Annotated in this window: 12 protein-coding genes; 5 read left to right on the top strand and 7 right to left on the bottom strand. The window is 61.5% G+C overall.

The features are described 5' to 3' along the window. Positions 1-88 precede the first annotated feature (88 nt). From JMN36_RS03360 to JMN36_RS03345, 4 genes are all read right to left on the bottom strand, one after another. Positions 89-979: an ABC transporter permease gene (locus JMN36_RS03360; RefSeq protein WP_204087560.1), complete on the bottom strand. Its 891-nt coding sequence runs from the start codon at positions 977-979 to the stop codon at positions 89-91. Next, on the bottom strand, positions 972-1,760 hold the full coding sequence (locus JMN36_RS03355) for an ABC transporter permease (RefSeq protein ID WP_236881717.1): 789 nt from the start codon (positions 1,758-1,760) through the stop codon (positions 972-974). The genes JMN36_RS03360 and JMN36_RS03355 overlap by 8 nt, the downstream gene beginning before the upstream one ends. Next, positions 1,757-2,890, bottom strand: coding sequence for an ATP-binding cassette domain-containing protein (locus tag JMN36_RS03350; protein WP_221923847.1), 1,134 nt, complete (start codon positions 2,888-2,890; stop codon positions 1,757-1,759). The genes JMN36_RS03355 and JMN36_RS03350 overlap by 4 nt, the downstream gene beginning before the upstream one ends. 177 nt (positions 2,891-3,067) lie before the next feature. Continuing rightward, positions 3,068-3,817 (bottom strand): GNAT family N-acetyltransferase, encoded by a 750-nt coding sequence (locus JMN36_RS03345; RefSeq protein ID WP_221923846.1) that lies wholly within the window; start codon positions 3,815-3,817, stop codon positions 3,068-3,070. A 93-nt stretch (positions 3,818-3,910) separates the two neighbouring features. On the opposite strand from JMN36_RS03345, the gene JMN36_RS03340 reads away from it, so the two are divergent. Together JMN36_RS03340 and JMN36_RS03335 are read left to right on the top strand one after the other, a co-directional pair. Continuing rightward, positions 3,911-5,380, top strand: a complete 1,470-nt coding sequence (locus tag JMN36_RS03340) for a SidA/IucD/PvdA family monooxygenase (protein ID WP_204087557.1) — start codon at positions 3,911-3,913, stop codon at positions 5,378-5,380. Beyond that, positions 5,370-7,277: an amino acid adenylation domain-containing protein gene (locus JMN36_RS03335; RefSeq protein WP_221923845.1), complete on the top strand. Its 1,908-nt coding sequence runs from the start codon at positions 5,370-5,372 to the stop codon at positions 7,275-7,277. Before JMN36_RS03340 ends, JMN36_RS03335 begins: the two co-directional genes overlap by 11 nt. A gap of 38 nt (positions 7,278-7,315) precedes the next feature. Here JMN36_RS03335 and JMN36_RS03330 read toward each other — a convergent pair whose 3' ends face one another. Beyond that, positions 7,316-8,149, bottom strand: coding sequence for an SDR family oxidoreductase (locus JMN36_RS03330; RefSeq protein WP_221923844.1), 834 nt, complete (start codon positions 8,147-8,149; stop codon positions 7,316-7,318). 8 nt (positions 8,150-8,157) lie between these two features. Beyond that, positions 8,158-8,415, bottom strand: a complete 258-nt coding sequence (locus JMN36_RS03325; RefSeq protein WP_204087554.1) for a phosphopantetheine-binding protein — start codon at positions 8,413-8,415, stop codon at positions 8,158-8,160. Positions 8,416-8,484: 69 nt separating this feature from the next. Between JMN36_RS03325 and JMN36_RS03320 the strand changes: the two genes are divergently transcribed. The 3 genes from JMN36_RS03320 to JMN36_RS03310 all read left to right on the top strand — a co-directional run bounded on the left by JMN36_RS03320 (position 8,485) and on the right by JMN36_RS03310 (position 19,160). Further along, positions 8,485-16,089, top strand: coding sequence for a condensation domain-containing protein (locus tag JMN36_RS03320; RefSeq protein ID WP_204087553.1), 7,605 nt, complete (start codon positions 8,485-8,487; stop codon positions 16,087-16,089). A gap of 86 nt (positions 16,090-16,175) precedes the next feature. Beyond that, positions 16,176-17,972, top strand: coding sequence for a (2,3-dihydroxybenzoyl)adenylate synthase (locus JMN36_RS03315; protein WP_204087552.1), 1,797 nt, complete (start codon positions 16,176-16,178; stop codon positions 17,970-17,972). Positions 17,973-18,266: 294 nt separating this feature from the next. After that, positions 18,267-19,160: an esterase/lipase family protein gene (locus JMN36_RS03310; protein ID WP_236881718.1), complete on the top strand. Its 894-nt coding sequence runs from the start codon at positions 18,267-18,269 to the stop codon at positions 19,158-19,160. 50 nt (positions 19,161-19,210) lie between these two features. Here the strand turns inward: JMN36_RS03310 and JMN36_RS03305 are convergent, their stop codons facing one another. Continuing rightward, the gene (locus JMN36_RS03305; RefSeq protein WP_204087550.1) at positions 19,211-19,864 is read right to left on the bottom strand and encodes an isochorismatase family protein; all 654 of its coding nucleotides are present in this window, start codon (positions 19,862-19,864) and stop codon (positions 19,211-19,213) included. Positions 19,865-19,938 lie beyond the last annotated feature (74 nt).

Genomic DNA, 19,938 nt, shown 5'->3' with positions numbered 1-19,938 from the left:
TGCACCGACATAGAGCCGCGAACTATAACGCCGCTGCCCGGAGGCGCCTGATCTGAACCCGCCACCGTTGCGTGGACAATTCTCCTCGTTACGCGGTATTTCGGGAGTGCCGGGTTGTTGCGAATACGGCGAGTAGTCCTGCCACCACCATCACGCCGATGAACCATATCCCCGACATTGTCATCGCGGAGGTGGCGTCGGTAAGCGAAAGATTGTTGGCCAGCGCACCTCCATTGAGCGCTATTTCGGCCTCGATGACGTGGGTCACCGGGTTGTTTCGCGCGAACCATTGCAGGCCCGAGACGAATGCGGTGGCGGGGACGAATCCGGCGGAGAGAAACAGCGCGACCATGAAGAGGGGTGTGACGATCATGGTGGCGTCGGGGCTGGCCGCTCCGAACCCGAGCGCGAGGACCAGCGTCGCTGTGAATATGGACCCGCCGATCACGGCGACGACAAGCCAGAGCGCCGCTGAACAGGTGTGAATCCGCATACCAAACACGAAGGAGGCCACAAGGGCGGGGATGCTGGCGAGGATGGTGCGCAGGAAACTGAATAACCACTCGCCGGCGATAAGCGGCCGAATTCCGCTGGTGCTGGTGGACACTCGCGCGACGATTCCGGATTGGCGTTCGCGCACGATCTCTGCGCTATTGGCGGGGATGTAGAGCCACTGCGACCCCAGGATGAGCATGAGGCACAGGGGCAGCAGGTCGATCTTCTCGAGTCCCTGGACTTTGGCGATGAGGTCGCCGAACAGCGCCCACTGGAACACAATCATCAGCATGGGGGTGAAGATGGTGCTCAGCAGGGATGCGCGGGTGCGGACGAAGCGTCGGAAGAGGCGCATGGTGTGGGCCCAGCTGGCGTGCGCTCGTCGCGGGGACGGTTTCGTGGCCGTCGAGGTGAGCCGTGCGGTAGACGGTGCCGGTTCGATAGACGGTGCCGGCGAGTAGGTGGTGGCGGGTGTGTTAGACATGGGACTTCCTCGATATTGCTGCGAGAAAACCGTATATTCCCGCGACTAAGAAGACGATGATCCAGCAGAGAGCCTCGATACCGGTAGAGCCGGGGGAGTCACCGTTGATGAGTAGCCGAGCCGTGTCGACCATGGTCGAGAGCGGTAGGTGCTCGATGACCGGGCGGACGCCGCTGGGCAGCGCCACTGCCGGCACAAACGCGGTGGATAGCATCACGATCGGAATTGTTAGCCCCTGGAACATCAGCGATGTGCTCACCGGCTGGTGCGCCAGAAGGCAGAGACCGTCGGCAATCGCACTGATGGAGACCGCGGCGCCGAAAGTCAGGAGGATAAGAAGCAGCAGGTCGACGGTACTTCCGTGGAATCGGGCGCCGATCAGGACGGTGAGCACGATGACGGGGACGATGGAGATCGCGCCGCGGGTGAGGTCCGCAAGCAGCCGGCCGGCGACGAGCGACCAGTTGGGCGCGGGCATAGTGCGGATTCGTGCATGTATTCCGTCTTCGGCGTCTTGGGCGACGGCTAGCGACGAACCCCCGGCGGTGAAGATGAGCCCTTGGAGGACACCAGCCGGAAGGAGGAATGTGGCGTAGCTGATGCCGAATCCGTCGGTGGCCCGAGAGAATGCGCCGTAGAAGATGGCTATGAAGATCGTGGGGATCACAAAAATTGAGGGGAGCACCGATTTATTGCGGATCACGCGTTTGAAGTCGCGGGACCACACCGACGTGATGGCCGCTGAGCTGCTCATCGACGGGCTTGTGTTTACACTGCTCATTGTTGGCCGCCTCCCGGGGTGTGGGCGTCGGACCGTGCGTCTCTCTGGGTCGTGCCGCTCACTGAAGCCGCCTTGTCCTCCCGCGCATCGGTACGCGCCACGTCGCCGGAGTCCGCGACAGCCATGTACACGTCCTCGAGCGTCGGCGGGATGAGCGCCGCGTCGGTAATGTCGTCCTCGGACCCGTCCCAGAGGGATAGCGCGCGCACGAGCGACCGGTGTCCGTCGGGCGCGTCGAGCCGGACGATGGTGTTCTCGCGGGCGGCGGCGAACCCGTTGTCGGTGGCGATCTCGGCAAAGTGTTCGGCCAGCTCAGGGGCACGGAATGTCACGGTCACGGCGGATGACCCGTAGCGCAACTTGAGCTCGGCGGAGGTCCCTTCGTCCAGAACTCGCCCGCCTCCCAGCACGACAATCCGGTCGGCCAGGTGGTCGGCTTCGTCGAGGTATTGGGTGGTCAGCAGGATAGAGGTGCCGTCGGCTTGCAGGTGGTGGACCATGTCCCACACGTCGTTGCGGCTGGCGGGGTCGAGTCCGGTGGTGGGTTCGTCGAGGAAGAGTAGCGGTGGTTGCACGGTCAGTGACGACGCAATATCTAATCGACGACGCATACCGCCGGAGTAGTCAGCGACGCGGCTGTCGGCGGCTCGCTCGAGGCCGAACCGGGTGAGCAGTTCCGTGGCCCTGGCTTTGGCTTTGCGCGTGGAAAGACCCGCGAGGGTTCCGAAGAACGTGAGGTTTTCGTGTCCGGTGAGCATATTGTCGACGGCGGCGTATTGGCCGGTCAGCGAGATGGAGGCTCGCACTCCGGCCGGGTCTGAGGTGACGTCGTGGCCGTTGATCGTGGCGCTGCCACCGCTGATCGGGATGAGGGTGGATAGCGCGTTGATAAGTGTGGTTTTACCTGCGCCATTGGCTCCGAGTACGGCGAGTACCTTCCCGCGCGGAATAGAGAGTGTGATGCCTTTGAGAATTTCTTTCTTGTTCTTGCCGCTGCCGAGGTGGCAGTGGAGGTCCCGTACGTCTAAAGCAAGGTCGCTGCTGTTGGCGTGTGGGGAGGGGTCGCCCTGTGACTGGGCGGTGCCCTCAGGTGCGGCTGTTTTTGGGGGGAGAGAACGCGATGGTGACATAGGTTGGCCTGTCTGGTGAAGTATTACCTGTTAAGTCAATGCTAGCCCACACAATCCAATAATTAAATCCCTTAAGAAATTCAACAAAAACAGGGGAGGGGGCGCCGTTGGGTGGTGGTTGCACCAGCCTTTCAGCTCGCCCCGTGCCAGCGCCGCTCCCTTCAGCCCCCTTAGCCCCTACTCCTTGCCCGCCAGCACTCGCTCCCGAGCCTCATCCGTTTTCGCGTACCCCAGCAAATGAACACGCCGGTCAGCGCGCTGTTGCCGCTCACCGCCATCAACCCATCCATTCATGAGCGCGATCCGCGGCAGCCGCTCGTTGCGGTAATCGGGCTCCACGACAATAAGGTCACTCGGCGGATTCGCGGCAATCAGCTCATCGCACAGATTCATCAGGAGCGGTGGGAACACCCCGTGCCCGGTCCTCGCCACATCTCCGACCGCCACATGAAACCCCAGGTCATGAGGCCGCGAATCGTACACATGCCCAATCTCATCCCGGTGCGGCCGGTAGATCTCCATATAGCCGCACTCCTCCCCGTCGAGAAGCATGATCAAAGGCACCGAATACGTGCCAGAAAGCTTCGCTTCCCAATCCCGTTTCCACCGGTCAGCAGGCCACGGCTGCTCCCACGTTTCGACGAGGTGTGGCCGGTTCATCCACCGCGACACCGTCTCTGGATCGTCGGTCGTGGGGTCCGCCGTCCGCAGGGTTAGCCGTCCGGTTAGATCGGGGATGCGTGGGGGTTCGTCGAGAATTACCGATGACGGTACGTCGCGACGCAGCCGATGCAGACGCTCGTAAATCTCCTGCTCGGAGAGGTTGAACGGGCCGTGGCCGGCGGAATCTCCGCGTACGTCGTCGTTACTGTGAGTGGAGGTGGTGTTAGTCGGTCTGTTGGGTTGACTTTCGGGAGTGTTGGTCATCCTCGGGTGGTTCTCCAGTGTTTCGCGCGATCGTTACTAAAAGGTAGGCTAACCGTAACACAACGTACTCGAGCAGGAAGAACATCATCGACAGTGAAAACGCTGGTTATCCTGGGTGCAGGGCCGAAAGCTGTGGCCGTGGCGGCGAAGGCATACGTGCTGAAATCGTTGGGGTACGAGGTCCCCACGATTGTCACGGTGGACCCATTGGGGGTGGGAGGAAATTGGGTGTCCGGCGGCGGTTGGACGAACGGCCATCACCTGCTGGGAACTCCGCCGGATAAGGACGTCGGATTCCCGTATCGGACCCGGATCGCCAACGAGTCGGCGCAGGACAACACGCGTGTCGACGCCGCGCTCATGGAATTTAGCTGGATGAGTTACCTGGTTTCCCGGGACAAGTACGCTCAGTGGATCGATCGCGGGCATCCGTGTCCGACGCATGAGGAGTGGGCCGAGTATTTGCGCTGGGTTGCTCGCACGGTGGATATGCGGGTGATGGCCGGCCGGATCACGGCGATTCGCGCCGTCGATAAGAACGACGCCGATAAGAATGCCGGGGGCCAAAACAACGACGGAGACACCAGCGCCGAGGACTACAACTGGGAATGGCAATGCGACGTCGAACTCAACGACGGCGGATCCACGGTCCTGAGTTCCGACGGTGTCATGATTACCGGCCCGGGCCCCTCGACGCGCCGACTTGCCGACGTCCCCGGTGTGCTCTCTATTGCCGAGCTGTGGGAACAGGTGGAAAACGGCACGTTCCCGCTGCGCAAACGGGTGGCGGTCATCGGCGGCGGCGAGTCCGCGGCCAGCGTCGTTGATCAGCTGGCGCACATGCCCTGCGAGTCCATCGCGATCTTCTCACCCTCCCCGACGGTGTATTCGCGCGGCGAGAGCGTGTTTGAAAATAGCCTCTACACCGATCCGGAAAAGTGGTTCATGCTCAGTATGGAGGAGCGGCAGGACTTCATTCGCCGGACCGACCGCGGCGTGTTTTCCCAGCGTGTGCAGCAAACCGTGAAGAATTATGGGCACATCACCCATGAGCGGGGCCGCGTGGTCGACATCGTTCCTCGCGACGGTGCCCTGGATCTCTACGTGTCGCATGAAGGCGTCCCGGATGCGGTGTCCACAGCCGATGTGGTGGTTGATGCTCGCGGCGGCAACCCGTTGTGGTTCAGGGATCTGTTCCCGCACACGGATTCCGATTTTTATGCAGAAAAAATCGTGACGACGTGCTCTGAAGCGGACGTTGCACGCAATATTGGTATCTTCTTGCAGCTCAAACCCCATTTGCCGTCGCCCGACCGGTCGGCGACGATCCCCGCAGAGTGGACCTTGGCAGTCGACAAGGGGCCGTGGTTATTCTTGCCTACGCTGTCCGCGCTGGCTCAGGGTCCGGGGTTCGCGAATCTGAGCTGCTTGGGTGAGGTGTCGGACCGGATTCTCGCGTGCTACATCGATAACGGGCCTGCGGATAATGGGCCTACTGATACCGACCCCGGAAGTGCGCAGCAGACCGGGGGAGAAGTGAGGGATGAGATTCATGTCGGCTAGTTCACCTTGGGCGTTCGGTCCGTCAGTAGAGATCGATCCCTCGACGGTCGATGTGATGATTGACCAGACCATTCACCACCACCGCGAGCAGCCCGCCGTTCACGGTTTCCGCGACGACGGCAGCGAGCTGACTTTGAGCTACGACGACGTCGATAGCCACGCGAATGTGGTGGCGTGGGAACTTCGCCATCGAGGTGTGGGCCCCGGCGATCGCGTCGTGGTGCTTTCTGGCCGGAGCCCCTGGCTCCCCAGCGTCATGGTGGGTGTTCTCCGCGCGGGGGCCGCCTACGTGCCAGTAGACGCGAGCTACCCGGCTGAGCGCATTAGCTACATCGTGAATGATTGCCAGCCCGACGTCGTGATTGGGCTTGGTGAAGTATCCGTGCCGACGAGTAATGCGCAGACGAATAATGTGTCAACGAGTAACCCTCCGACCTGGGAACTTCGTCGTCCGGATGAGTACTTTTCGTCCGATGGCACCCGCCACAGGGAAGAATTTCGCGCTAGTGATCGCACTCGCGAACTCTTGCCAGACGATCCGTGCTACCTGATTTACACGTCTGGCACGACGGGCAATCCGAAGGGGGCGGTGAACCCTCACCGGGCGGTGGCCTCGCACTTGCAGTGGGTGGTCCGCACGCTGGGACAAGATGCGAAGCTCGGGCAGGACGCAGATTCGTCGGCCAGCGCTGGTGAACTGCGGATGCTGCACAAAGCGCCGATCGGTTTCGACGTCGGCGTCGCAGAGCTGCTGTGCCCGCTGGCCTGCGCCGGCCGGATCGTCATCCCCGGCCAGGGCTGGTTCCCCGGTGATCCCTTCGCCCTGGGCGACATGATCGAAACGTATTCCGTGACGACGCTGTCGATGGTCCCGAGCATGCTCAGGGTCATGTTCGATGTCCTTGACGACGTCGGCCTGGGTTACGAACAGTTCGCCAGCCTGCGGCACGTGTTGTTAGGTGGCGAGGCCGTCCCGAATGACCTGGTGGAACGTGCGCAGGCGGTGCTCCCGAGTCGGCTGTTGGGGCTCTACGGCCCGTCGGAAACCGCAATGGACGTGGCGTGGGTGGACTTCTCCCGCCCGTATTCGGGCGCTGCTACCGACAGCGCGGGGACTCCCGACAGCGAGCCCACCGCTGATAGCGACCACGCTCGAGTCCTTTCGGCTGCCGAAGCATGGGCGGATCCAAGCACACACGACGATAATTCCCGCGCCGGGATAGACCAGTCCGCGACGGATAACCCGACGAATGAAGAATCCTCCACAGGCGGAACTCTGGTCGGCTGGCCGGAGGATAACGTCGTGTTTTACGTCGTCGATGAGAACATGAACGAGGTCCCCGATAGTCAGTCCGGCGAGCTCTGCATCGCGGGTGCCCAAGTGGGCGCGGGGTACTTCAACAATCCGGAGGTGACGGCGGAGGCGTTCGTGCCCAGCCCGCATCCGGACCGCGACGGCGGGACCATGTACCGCACGGGCGACGTCATGTCGCGCGATAAGCGCGGGATGCTTCGTTTTGAAGGCCGCATCGGTGACCAGGTGAAAATTCGTGGCAACCGAGTCGAGCTGGGCGATGTGGAAACTCATTTGCGACGCCTCGACATGGTGAGTGATGCCGCGGTGGCTGTGGATCGCACCGGGGGAGAGGCCACGCTTGTCGGCGGGATCGTTGTTTCAGAGGGCGCGACCGCCAGTGACGGTGGTGACACCGCTGGTCACACGACTATTTCGCAACGGGTGAAAGCCGAATTGGCAACGCTGGTGCCTGAGTACATGGTGCCCAGCGTCCTCGTCGTCATGACGGAACTTCCGCACAATGATCATGGGAAGATCGACAGACGGGCGCTTATTGCCCGCGTGAATGCGGTGAGCTCGGCGAATTCGGGCGGGGCGTAGAAAGTGGCACGTCATCCACGACGGGGTGTAGAAAACCCCTAGCTATCCAGCGTCGCTCCGCCGTCGACACGAAGATCGTGCATGACAATGTGGCGGGCGCTGTCGGAGGCGAGATACAGACAGGCCCCGGCGATGTCCTCCGGTTGCGCTAGCCGCTGCAGGGGGATCCCGAGCCGATACTGGTCGGGCGTGCCAGCGATAACGTCGGCGGAGCGGTCCTCCCCGGCAGGCCACATTCCCCGCAGCATGGGGGTATTAGTGGAACCGGGGGAGACGACATTCACGCGCACGCCGTGTGGTGCGCACTCCAGGCCGAGGTTGCGGGCCCACGCGGTGATCGCTGCTTTCGACGCACCGTAGGACCCCATGGCCGCGCGCGGAGTCGTCCCCGCGTTGGAGGAGACAACAACAATGGCGCCGCGTTTCCTCTCGCACATGCGCTGGGCAACGGGTGCGCACACGTGGGCAGCGCCGAACATGTTGACCTCGAAACTCGCGCGCATGGCGTCGGTGTCGCCGTCGAGCGCGGCGTCGGCACGCAAAATCCCGGCCGTGTGAATCAGCACATCGATGGGTCCCCGGTCGGCCTCGATGCGGTCGATCGTGGTGCGCGCGGCCTCCGCGTCGGTGACGTCGAGGACATAATCAATGTGCAGGTCAGCGGGTTTATTATCGACGCCGGCCATGTCACCATCCGCACCCGCGCCGTGTCCGTGAGGCACCTGGTCCACTGCGGTCACGCGATACCCTGCGTTCTTCGCGGCGGTAACAACGGCAGCACCGATGCCGCCCAGCGCCCCCGTGACCACACAATGGCGGGGAGTGCCTTCGCCGGTAGCGTCTCCGCCGGCACCCTGATCAGACGTACTCATCCCCGCCATCATTCGTCGCTCTCTTCGAAAGCGTCCACCCACGCGTCGAGAGTGGGATCCTCGATAAGGTCGGCAAACTCGGCATCCCACCCTTGGCGCCGCGCCCACTCGACGATGTCGATAATGCGCACCGAATCCAGCCCCAGGTCGGTGAGGTCGGCGTCGGTTTCCAGCGTGTCAGCGGGGATTCCGATCGCCGAGGCAACGCGGGTGTGGAGTTCGTCGGCAAAGATTTGGGGACTCAGCGGTGGGTTAGCTGCACTCATGGTTGGCTCCTCATTTTCTTCTCTCTAGCTGCTTGTTTGTTTATCTTTTGAGCAGTGTAGCCTAACGCTATGACCTTTGATTCGGTGCGTTCGAGTGACCCTGATAATCCGACCTCTCCGGACTGGTTCCCTCTGACCGCAGCGCAGATGGGGATTTGGAACGCGCAGTCACTGGATCCGAGTTCGCCGTATTACGTCGTTGGCGAGGTGATGGAGCTCGACCCGACGGATTCTCAGCCGGATATTTCGGTTGCCGACGTTGTTCAGGCGTTGCATCAGACGATCGCGGAGGCTGAAACGCTGCGTCTCCAGTTCCGACGAGGGGAGAGCAGCCTAGGGGAGAGCGCGACGGACGTTCGTGCCGACGATTCGGCGGGAAAGGACGCTGGCGCTGTTCCTGCCGACGACTCCCCACGTCAAAGGGTGATCGACGCCGCGCCCGGGCAATACATCACTATCCCCGTTCACGACCTGCGCGCTCACCCCTCACCCGAGCCCGCCGCGAACGCCTATGTTGACGCCGCGAAAGCCCGGTGCGCCGAGGCGTGGGCGGGCCTCGTCGATCGCCCGCTGTGCCATTTCGAGGTCCTTCGCCTGGATCGCCGTCGCGTGTGGATCATCCAGCTGTATCACCACCTCATTGTCGACGGTTACGCGTCCATGACCCTGGCCCGACGCACCGCTGCCCACTACACCGAGCTCACGGGCGGTAAAAAAGCACGGCAGGCGAAATTTAGCGCGTTGACCAGCGTCGTTAAGGAAGATCGTGAATACCATGAGTCGGACAACCGGGACCGCGATGCACAGTGGTGGCAGGACTCGCTCGCGGGGGTTGGCAGCACGCAGTGGCGGGACGAGCTCATCGGGGGGTCGGAGAGTTCCAGCCGAACAACGGTGCTCACCGTGGACGCCGACGAACTAGACGCGTGGAAAGCGGCGTCCCAGCGGCACGGAACCACGTGGGTGGACTCCCTGTTGGCGGCATACGGCGTGTACTTGCGGCGCGTGCAGGGAATAGAGGCCGACGAACTGGTGGTGGCCATGCCGTTCGCAGCACGAAAAACCGCAGCTCAGCGGCGTACTCCGGCGATGATGGTCAACATGCTGCCCGTGCGGTTGCCCATCGACCTTGCAGCGACGCTCCCCGAAAACGCGCACGCCGTCGAGGAAACAATGCGGACCGTGCGCGAACACCAGCGGTTCCCGGGATCCGAGGTGGCGACGGCGTACGGAGATTCCTCGATCCTGCGCGGGATCGGCGCCAACCTGAAGGTTTTCGACGCCGCCCTCAAGTTCGGGAAGACGCGAGGATACCTCCGCAATGTGGCGGGTGGCCCGCCGGAAAACTTCGTGATGGTGGCCGCGCCGGGCCGGTCTGGTGGCGTGGATCTGAGTTTTGAGACGGTCGCAGATGTCCCGCCGGAGGTTGTTCATCAGCGCTTATCCGATATTCGGGCAGTGGTGAATGTGGGGTTAGGTTTGGACCGACGGTCGGAGGCTGAGACTGCCTTGCCCGCTTCGTCCGAGATACGTATCCGCCCTGAACGGATTCCGACTGCTCTTCGTGATCAGTGGGATGGAGAGTCGCTGTCCGACGTTTCATCCGACGATCCCTCTAGCGGCTCGATTGAGCCATTGGATAGTCTGATCGATTTGCTTGCGCGGCGGTGGGGTGATCATGTTGTGCTAGCCGACGGCGTGCCGGAGTCGTCGGAAACCTCGCCCAGTTCCCCAGGAGCCACTTACACTGGCTCTGAACTGGTAAAACAGTGTGATCAGCTGGCGGATTCCATCGCGTCGGCGTGCCCCGAGAGTGGCGTCGTCGCCATTGATATGCCGAAGAGCGCAGCCCAGGCAATTGCGGTTCTGGCTTCGTTGCGTGCGCACCGCCCGTTTGTCGTCATCGACGACGACGCTCCGCAGGACCGGCGTTCGTTCATCATGAAAGATAGTGCCGCCGCAGCTGTGGTGACCAGGCTCGATGACGTTCAGCCTGTAGAGCACCACGATGGTAAACAGGTCACGGACCAGGATGTTTCACCACACAACCCCGCGAACGAATCCGGTGAGGCCGAATCCTCCGACGACTTGGCCTACATCGTGTACACCTCCGGCACGACGGGGCTGCCGAAGGGCGTGAACGTCAGCAGGCACGCTGTGGAGCACTTGATCGCGGGCCACCGCGCGCAGCTATTCCCAGAGACGCTGGACCATGTCGCGAACACCCAGCCTCAGGCGTCCGCCGCGCTCGCTCACACGGCATCGTTCGCGTTCGATGCTGCCATCGATCAGCTCTCGTGGATCTTCGCCGGCGTGCGCGTCGTGATCTACAACCGCTCCACCGTCGCCGATGGGGAGGCTTTCCACCGCTGCCTCCGTCGTGACGACATCACGATGATCGACGCCACCCCCTCGCTCTTCGGAGCGTTGCTCGCCTCGGGCGTTCCCCTGCTCGACGCACGAAAGTCGCAGATCAGGGCCATTGTGCTCGGCGGAGAACCCATGCCGCAGCAGCTGTGGGACCAGGTGGCCGCAGCCAAGCACGTCGTCGGCTGGAACATGTACGGTCCGTCGGAAGCGACCGTCGACGCGTTGTGCGCACGAATCACACCCGGCGCGGTGACGGTGGGCTGGCCCGTGCCCGGCATGTCGCTTCGCATTTGCGACGCCTCAGGCGAGATCGTTCCCCCTGGCGAAGAAGGCGAATTGTGGCTGATGGGGGAGCAGATCGCGCAGGGATACAGGAATAATCCGGACGCGACGGCCCACGCATTTTTCCGTGCCGACGCGACCACCAGCCGTCCTCGTGCCGACGTCACAGCCGACGGCTCCGACGGCCACGTGCTCGTTCCCGCGTACCGGACCGGCGACCGGGTCCGCTGGGTGCCGGGCCGTGGGGTGGCGTTTATCGGCCGCGCGGATAACCAAATCGAGGTGCGTGGGCATCGCGTAGAACTTGAGGAAATCGACGGCGCACTCGCTGGTCTCCCGGGTGTTCACGCAGCTGGCACGGTCGCGGTTACCCGTGGCGCCGGCGATGCGCCTCGGCCCGACGAGAAAAACTACACGTCAACCGGGGATGGCCACGCTCATGTGGGTGCGGCGTCGGTGAATATCCGGGCAGGAGTTGTTCTCGAGGGAGTTGCCGGGAACACTCCCGCGTCCAATGACAATTCCGATGATCCCCAAGCGAACACTGATGACATCACGCAGCGTCTTTCCGAGTTGCGCCAGCACCTCTCGCGGATTCTTCCGGACTATATGGTTCCGTCAACTCTTGTTGCGGTGCCGCAAATTCCGCGAACGTCAACCGAAAAGATTGACCGTCGAGCACTGCGCGAACTGATTGACCAGTCCGCTATGTCGAATGATCGCGCGGCCGAGCACCAGGGCAGTGGGGACCACCAGGGTTCGGACGCGGACCTCCGGGCTCCCGAAACACCGCGTGAACTTGCTGTTTCTCGCGTGATCCAGGACGTCATGGGCCAGTCCGCCGACCTTGACGTGGATTTCATCAATCAGGGGGGAGATTCCATTACCGCGCTGGTGGTGGCCGGTCGGTTGCAGAAGCAAGGCTTTGAGATCCGCCCGGCAGATATTTTGTCCGGACGTCCCCTGGGCGAGATCGCTGCGTCGTTGCGTCGGTCGTCGTCAGGTGAGCCGAATAGCGCAGCCTCGCCAGCTACCTCCCAGACCCCCGCGACCAGCACAAATACCCACAGTGCTCCGGAGTTGCAATCGAATATCCTGACAGACTTTGGTGTGGTGGACGCCCCGTCGGGAATGGATCGATCGGCTTTCACTGGTCCCAATCAGCCGGTTATGTCGGTCGTAATTCCGTGTGCCCTGGACATGGAGGCCGACGAGTGTCGCGCATGTGCGACGAAGCTGGCTGAGGATGTCCCGGCTCTTCGTAGCATTGCGACGTGGGACGCGGATACGGCCGGTTCCGAGCAGTTCATTATCCGACGCCACCCTGCCGAGGACGACGATTTTTGCGCGCCTGTCGATCTTGCCGAGGGACGGCCGTTCGCTCTTGAGCCTGTCGACGGTGGTGTGCGCCTGAGCGTACACAGTGCGGTTGTTGATGCCGACGGGTTTGCGCAGCTCATCGGCATTGTTGAGGCGCTCGTGCAGCGGGCTGGCTGCGGTGACGGTAGCCAGCGCCGCCATGCCTCGTGGCGTGGGCACTCCGCCCCAGCACTCCCGTGGGCGAGCAGCCGCGCCCGGGCAACAGCGACGATCGAGCCGTCACTCGCGGAGGCTCTACTCAATAACCTTGGAACGAAATTTGGCCTGTCTGACCAGGACATTCTCACCGCAGCTGCTCTGATAGCGTCGGCGGGCGATCGCGATGAGTTTCTCACCGCGATGGTATTGAGCCGCGCGCTACGTCAACCGTCCGCTCCCGCCTCTGGCCAAACCATGAATTCCGGAAACCTGGTCGCGCGTGATGTTGTTGGCCGGTTCGCCGCGCCGGGCTATGTCACTGCTTCGCTGTCGGATTCGCGGACAGAGATGGAAGCGCTCCTGCTTAGTGTTAAAGAGCAACGAGCCAACTTCCGTGCCGCTTATTCCGACAACGCCTCAGCAGGTATTCCAGCAATCACGCTAGAAATCGGCCACATACCTGGCCCCATCGCAAGTAAGCACAACACACTCATCCCAGCTCACCACACTCTCCGCCCCGGTTTCCCCCACGTCCCGCACATCACCGCGTGGATCACGGGCACGGACTCAGACACAAACACCCCCGACCCCCACACAGCACCCGTCGGCAATGACCGCGGCACACCGTCGCTCAGCATCACCGTCGATGCAGAAACGGACGATCGCGCGCAACAGCTCGTGGATGGCGTCGTCAAGGCTCTGACAGATCTCGCCGTCTTCGGGCTGAGCGCGGAGGGTAGCGCGTCGCCCTCGGATTGCTTAGCACCCGTGACCAGTGCGGATATCGAGCACTGGCAGCGCCGGTTCGGGCCGCTCCAGAACGTGTACGGGCTCTCCCCGCTGCAAGAGGGGCTGCTGTACCAGGCGCTGGATTCCCGCGAGCGCGACCATTATGTGATCGCCGCGTCCATGGCCGTCGAAGGCCCGGTGGAGCCGGAGCTCCTGCGAGCCACCTTCGAAGCCGTGATGGACCGCCAGGACGTGCTCAAGGCGGCGTTCGATTACGAAACACTCGACCGCCCGGTACACGTCATTCCACGCACCCCGCGGTGGCAATGGTCGGTGATCGACGCTCGCTGGCTTCCGTCGCGCGTGCAATCGTCGCTTATCGACGACGTTCTGGACCGGATGGCTTCCCGCCAGCTCGACGTGACGCGCGGGAATATGGTCGCGGCGACCCTGGTGAGGCTCGGCAATCGGCGCAGTCAGCTGGTGTTGGGGAACCACCATATTCTTACCGACGGGTGGTCCACGACGATCCTCTTGCGCGAGTTAATGCACGTGTATAACCGCGCTGCCGAGCTTCTGGCCAGCGGAAATGACGGTGATGGAGAGGATACGCTTTCACGCGCCATCGCAACTGCCATCGCTGAGCTGCCCCTGCGATACCCGTATGGCCAATTTGCTGAGGACATGCAGCCCCGAGTGAAGGCTGATACCGAGCTGTGGATCGACCACGTGGCAGGTCTTGACCATGCAAGCCGAGTCATGGATGCACTCACGCCCACCGCCGAACCGGACGCGCCTGAATCCGCGACCACCGACGAGGATTCCGGCGAGGAACATTGCATCGTACAGCTCTCTGACCAACAGAAAGCTGACCTTTCTCGCTGTGCCCGTACTGTCGGTGTCACCCCCAACACCCTCATTCAGACGGCGTGGGCGTGTGTCGTTGCGGCCCTGACCGGTCACGACGACGCCGTGTTCGGCGTGGTCACTTCGGGCCGGCCGAGCGAGCTCGATGGCATCGACAACACGATCGGCCTCTTCATCAACACACTTCCGGTGAGGGTGGACCTGCGCGGGAATTCGCTGGCCTCGGTCTTGCGGTCCCACGCGCGCGCCCAGGCCGAGTTGGCGGACCACACCTCTGCCTCCCTGGCCGACATCGAGCGCCGGGTGGGCGAGTCTCGCGGTGAGGCTCCGCAGTCGGGCCCGCTCTTCGACTCATTGGTGGTGTACGACAATTTCCCCGATGAGTTCTCGGAGATAGACACGCAGTCCGGCGCTCTCCCTGATTCCGACGATCGCGTCGCCGCGTCTCGCGGTATACGCATCGCGGGCCTGACCACTCGCGGCGAAACCCAGTACCCGTTGACGGTGATCCACCCGCCGGGAGGCCCCTTCGATCTGGCCCTGGCCTACCAGCCTGGAGTAGTTTCGCAGCAGGTTGCTCAGACTCTTGCCGACGCTCTTCGCGCCACCTTTTCATGGTGCGCCTCTATTGCCGACGTCGGATCGCCCGAGTCGTTGCGTGCTATTCGCGATGAGATTGCCCCGATGCTTGACAACATTCGACGTCGGCCAGGGCAGAACGCGGACGACCGCTCCATACAAGATCACGACGACGAGCCGACGTCGGACCTTCCAACGTCGGAACCCACCACGTCGAACCAGCCCAACGCTGAAACTGAACGCCCCGATCAGGACAGCCAACTGCTGCGCGATATCTGCGAAGACATCGCCGGTTTGCTCAACCGCCCGGAGGTGGACCCCGATGTCGCGTTTGAGGATTTGGGAGTTCACTCGCTCATGGCCGTCCGCCTCATGGGTAAGCTCCGGAAACGTGGCCACAAGCTGGACATTCAGACGATTGTGGAGGCGGGTTCGCCGCGGGGCATTGTCCGCGCGATCGAGGGCGATTCGCCCCAGCCGTCAGCATCCCGACCCGCTGCTTCTCAGGAAACCCAGCCTCAGACAACCCAGCCCACCGACACGCGCGATCACGATTCCCGCCCTCCGTGGATGGTCACTCTGAAGGAAGGCAAAGGCCGACCCCTATTCTGCTTCCACGCGATTGACGGTTCGGTGTTCTCCTACCAGGGGCTTGCCGAATACCTCACAACCGACCGTCCCGTCATCGGCATTCAATTCCCGGCGAACATCACTGGTCCGATCAGCTGGGACAAGGCAGTCGACCTCTACGCGTCCGCTATCCGCGACTATCAGCCCGAGGGGCCATACACCTTCGTCGGGTTTTCTTTCGGCGCGACGATTGCGCATGCCGTCAGCGCACGCCTAAGCCAGCAGCGCAGCACCGCCACCGGCTCCGTCGTCGATCTCCTCGTTGTCCTGGATGCCTATCCGGCTCGCGCCGGGATGACCCCGCCTCCGATTCCGGACGATCTCAACATTGACCTTCTTTCCGATATCACCGGGTTCAGTGCTCACGAACTGCGTGCCGACGACGCCCTCCGCGACCGGTCGGAATGCTCCGTTCGGGCGTGCGCCCGATGGATGGGCGAGGTCAGTGAGACTCCTGTGCGTGGCGTCGTGAAGAAAGTTGTTCTTATTACGGCGGAGAACGCGCCGATTGTGCGCAACACATCGGGAGTAGTTGAGCGACCGAAGCCTGACCAACAAACCAAATGGAACCCGGTAGAGGCCTGGGAAAACACCGGCGTCGAGTTACGTACGCACTCGTTGCCCCTCGACCACGGTGGGCTGGCCTCATTGGCAGGGTGGAAGCAGAGCGCTCCCACCCTCGGGGAGGAATTGGAGTAAACGCCGACGGGAAACCACGCGAACAGCACAGCACGGCAACACTGAACCACACCACACACACCAAAGCACCACGAAGGATGATGGTTATGACACAAGCAACAATTCCGTCGCCGAACGCGAAGGAATACGCCCAGCGTGAGGGAGGTGCGGCCAACGGTTGCCCGTGGGAGGACGTTCAGCGGTACCGGGAGCTGGGGATTTATACGGGTGACACGCATTGGGCGTTATTTGAGCGTGCCCGGGACCTCTACGACGATGCGCCCTTCGCAGTGGATCGCTACCGCTCACTGACCTGGAGCGATGTTCGCGACTCGGCCCATAAGGTCGGCAACCTGTTGCGCGGTCTCGGCATCGCAGAGGGCGACGCCGTCATCGTCCAACTGCCCAATGCCGCGGTCCACATGGAAGCGATTTTTGGCATCTGGAGCATCGGCGCCGTTCCCGTCTTCGCCCTCCCCGCCCACGGTGCGGACGACATCGCCCACTTCGCCCGGACCGCGCCCGCGGGGGTTCGGATCGCCGCAGTTCCGCGCGATAAGCACGCCAAACGGGTTGAAAAAGGCCTGCTTGAGGAGATCCCAGAACTCACCACCATTCAGATCGACCCTCGTGCCGACGAGCCGTGGGATACACCCGTCATCAATGGCGCCGAAATCGACGGCACAGAAGTCAGCGCCGAAGTAAGTGGCGAGAACTCCGCCACCAACGCCAACTCAGACGCCGACGCAGACTCCACCCCCTGGCCTTCACCCGAACGCGACCCGCAAGCTCTCGCCTTCCTCCAGCTTTCTGGGGGAACGACGGGCACGCCCAAGCTGATCCCTCGCAGCCACGACGACTACCTGTATTCCGTGCGCCGCTCCGACGAGGTGTGCGATATGCATCGCGGCGATGTGTTTCTCGTGGTCATGCCAGCGTCGCACAACTTCACGATGAGCTCTCCCGGCATCTTGGGCGCGCTCCACACTGGTGCCACGGTGGTGTACGTTCCCGACCCGTCGCCCACCACCATCCGCCGCTACATTCACGCGCACCGCGGCACGCACATGGCGTTGGTCCCGCCGCTGCTCATTAGCCTCCTCAACAGCCGCGACGAGGCCCAAAACCCCGACCCCACGATGGAAACCATGAAAACGGTGTGGGTTGGTGGCGCGAAACTCAGCGCCTCTGCCGCGGAGCGCGTCGCCCCGGAGCTGGGGATTAACCTCCAGCAGGTCTTCGGAATGGCCGAGGGCCTCGTGAATTACACCAAACTGGGCGGCAACATCGATGAGATCGTCAACACCCAGGGCGTTCCCATGAGTCGTGCCGACGAGGTTCGCGTTGTCAACGACGAAGGCGCTCCGGTTGATCGTGGCACACCAGGCCACCTGCATACCCGCGGGCCGTACACTATCCGCCGCTATCACCGGAATCCGACGGCGAATGCGTCGTCATTCACCGACGACGGTTTCTACATCACGGGCGATATTGTCACGGTCTCTGCCGACGGTGCGATCACGGTGACCGGCCGCGCTAAAGACCAGATCAACCGTGGTGGGGAGAAGATCGCGCCCGAGTCGGTGGAGAATTGCTTGCTCAAACACCCCGCTATTCACGACGTATCAGTCGTAGGTATTCCCGACGATGTGATGGGCGAGAAGATCCGTGCGCTCATTATTCTTCGTGACGGTTACAAACCGTCTGGCACGGATGCGTCGAGAGACCGGGGTACCGAGGGTTCTCACTCGACGGCAGCGTCCTATCAGCCACTAACGGCCACGCAGATCAAGAAGTTCGTCCGTGAATCAGGATTATCACGTTTCGCCGTTCCCGATATTGTGGAATTTGTTGATGAGTTTCCATTGACAGGGGTAGGCAAGGTGAGCAAAAAAGACCAGTGAGGGCTTTAGTGGCCTTATTGTGTTTCGTCCGGGAATCAACTTTACATCGGTGCTCTTGAGGGGTTTGCCGAAAGACAGATTGTAGGCAAGGGCTGCCCTAAAAATAGCTCTAAATTTTGCCGGCGCTATATTTCATCACTACCCCATATTTGGTGTATCTAAAATGTTCTTCCTCATATATTGAAGCCGTACCTAAATTAATTAGGTTAAGATTTGTTTATGCGTCTTTCAGGTATTTTTCAGAAACAGTGTGCCCGTTCTTCTGCGGGTGTGACCTTAGCTTGTGGTGTCACTATGGCCACGCTTCTTTCTCCGTTCGGGGGACAAGCCTTCGCTGGTGATGCACAACCTCCAGTAGTGTCAGATAGTCCATCGCAGTCTCCACAGGATGATGATTTCAAAGAAAAGCTTCCGGTCGTTTATATTTCGGGATCGAACGAACTCCGGCCAACTGCTGATTTGTTTGCCTCCATGATGAGTAAACGGGGTTTCGATGTTCATCCCTTCATGGTGTGGGAGCCAACCCGTCCCGAAACAAGCCCGTATGTCACGGTCAAGGGAAATTCAGCGCGAATTCCGGAGTTTATCGAAAAGGTGAAGAAAGAGACCGGCTCAGACAAGGTCGACGTTGTTACTTATTCGCAGGGTGGTCTCGTCACCCGGTATTGGTTAAAGGACTTTGACGGAGCAAAAGACGTGCGCACTGTCGTGTCCTTGTCTGGGTTGATAAAGGGATCGCCATATCAGACGCAAGCTTTGGAAAAGGGGGAGTGCCCTCCAGCTAGTGCGGATGCGTTAGTTCCACCTGGGTTTAAGAAGAATCCCACCGACGCGTGTCTTGAAATGGCTGAGGGTGGGGAAGAAGTTACTCGTTTGAATACTCCAGCCGAGGCTTTGCCGGGTATCCGCTATGTCAACATCACAACGCGTCAGGAATATGATGCTGCGCCGTACCAGATCAACCTCATGGATGGACCTGGTGATTATCAGAACGTTATCACTCAGGACTTGTGCCCCAACGATGTAGTACCCCATCTCGGAATGACGTTGCTGCCCTCGGTTCAGAGCCTGGTGGCTTCTGCTCTTGATGGAGGGCCCCTGAAGATGGAGTGTTCTATTCCCGCTCCAGAGGGATTGCCTACTGTCGATAGCTTGGTTCCTCCGCTCACCGAAGCGCCACAAATGTAACGAGCAGTAGGACAAGGCGTTGATGGCGGGTGCTGAACGAGGGGCGGAGCTTAAGCGACGCCAGTTCCAGGTCCTGAACCCTCCATTGCGTTCACCACCTCGTCGGTATCAATCACTCGCCCGCAGCGTCGGGCAACCCAGTTGATCGTCGTTGTGTGGTCGTCGCGGGTGAAGTCGGCAATGGCATCGCGAACAAGGAATGGCTGGATGTCATTCATGAACGCGTCGACCGCGCTGACCCCGCACCCCATGTGGCCGTAAACCCCGGTGATGATCAGCTGGTCGCGTTTCGCGAATGCCAGGGATTCGCGAAGGTCTGTTCGGGCGAAGGCCGAGTACCTCCACTTGGTGATGACATGGTGCTGTTTCTGCGGCGTCAACTCCGGGATAATGTCCGCTTCTGCGTCGGTCTGAATACCTTGGCCCCATAATTCGCGGAGCAGCCCTCGGCGGTATTCTTTTTGCTCCGGCGGCTGGGCTGTGTAGAAGACGGGGATGTTGGCCTTATCGGCGCGGGTGATGAGTTGCTTGATGTTGGCCACCATAGTTGACGCTGGTTCGTCGGTGGGAGTGTACGCGGAGATGAAGTAGTTTTGCATATCGTGGACCAACAGAGCCGCGCGATCAGTATAAAGTGGCCAGTTGACAGCGGGTTTCACCGTTAGGGTGGGGATCGTGTACGGCGCGATGGATGGAATTGTCACTGGTTAGTTCTCCTTGGGGGTGAATTGTGGGGGCATTCCCTTACAAGTGTTGTCTAAGAGAATTCCGGACACTA

Origin of the sequence: Corynebacterium pseudokroppenstedtii (assembly GCF_019754945.1) — a bacterium.
GTDB lineage: Bacteria > Actinomycetota > Actinomycetes > Mycobacteriales > Mycobacteriaceae > Corynebacterium > Corynebacterium pseudokroppenstedtii.
The sequence above is the reverse complement of the archived record's forward strand: the minus strand, read 5'-3'. Positions and strand labels throughout refer to the sequence as shown.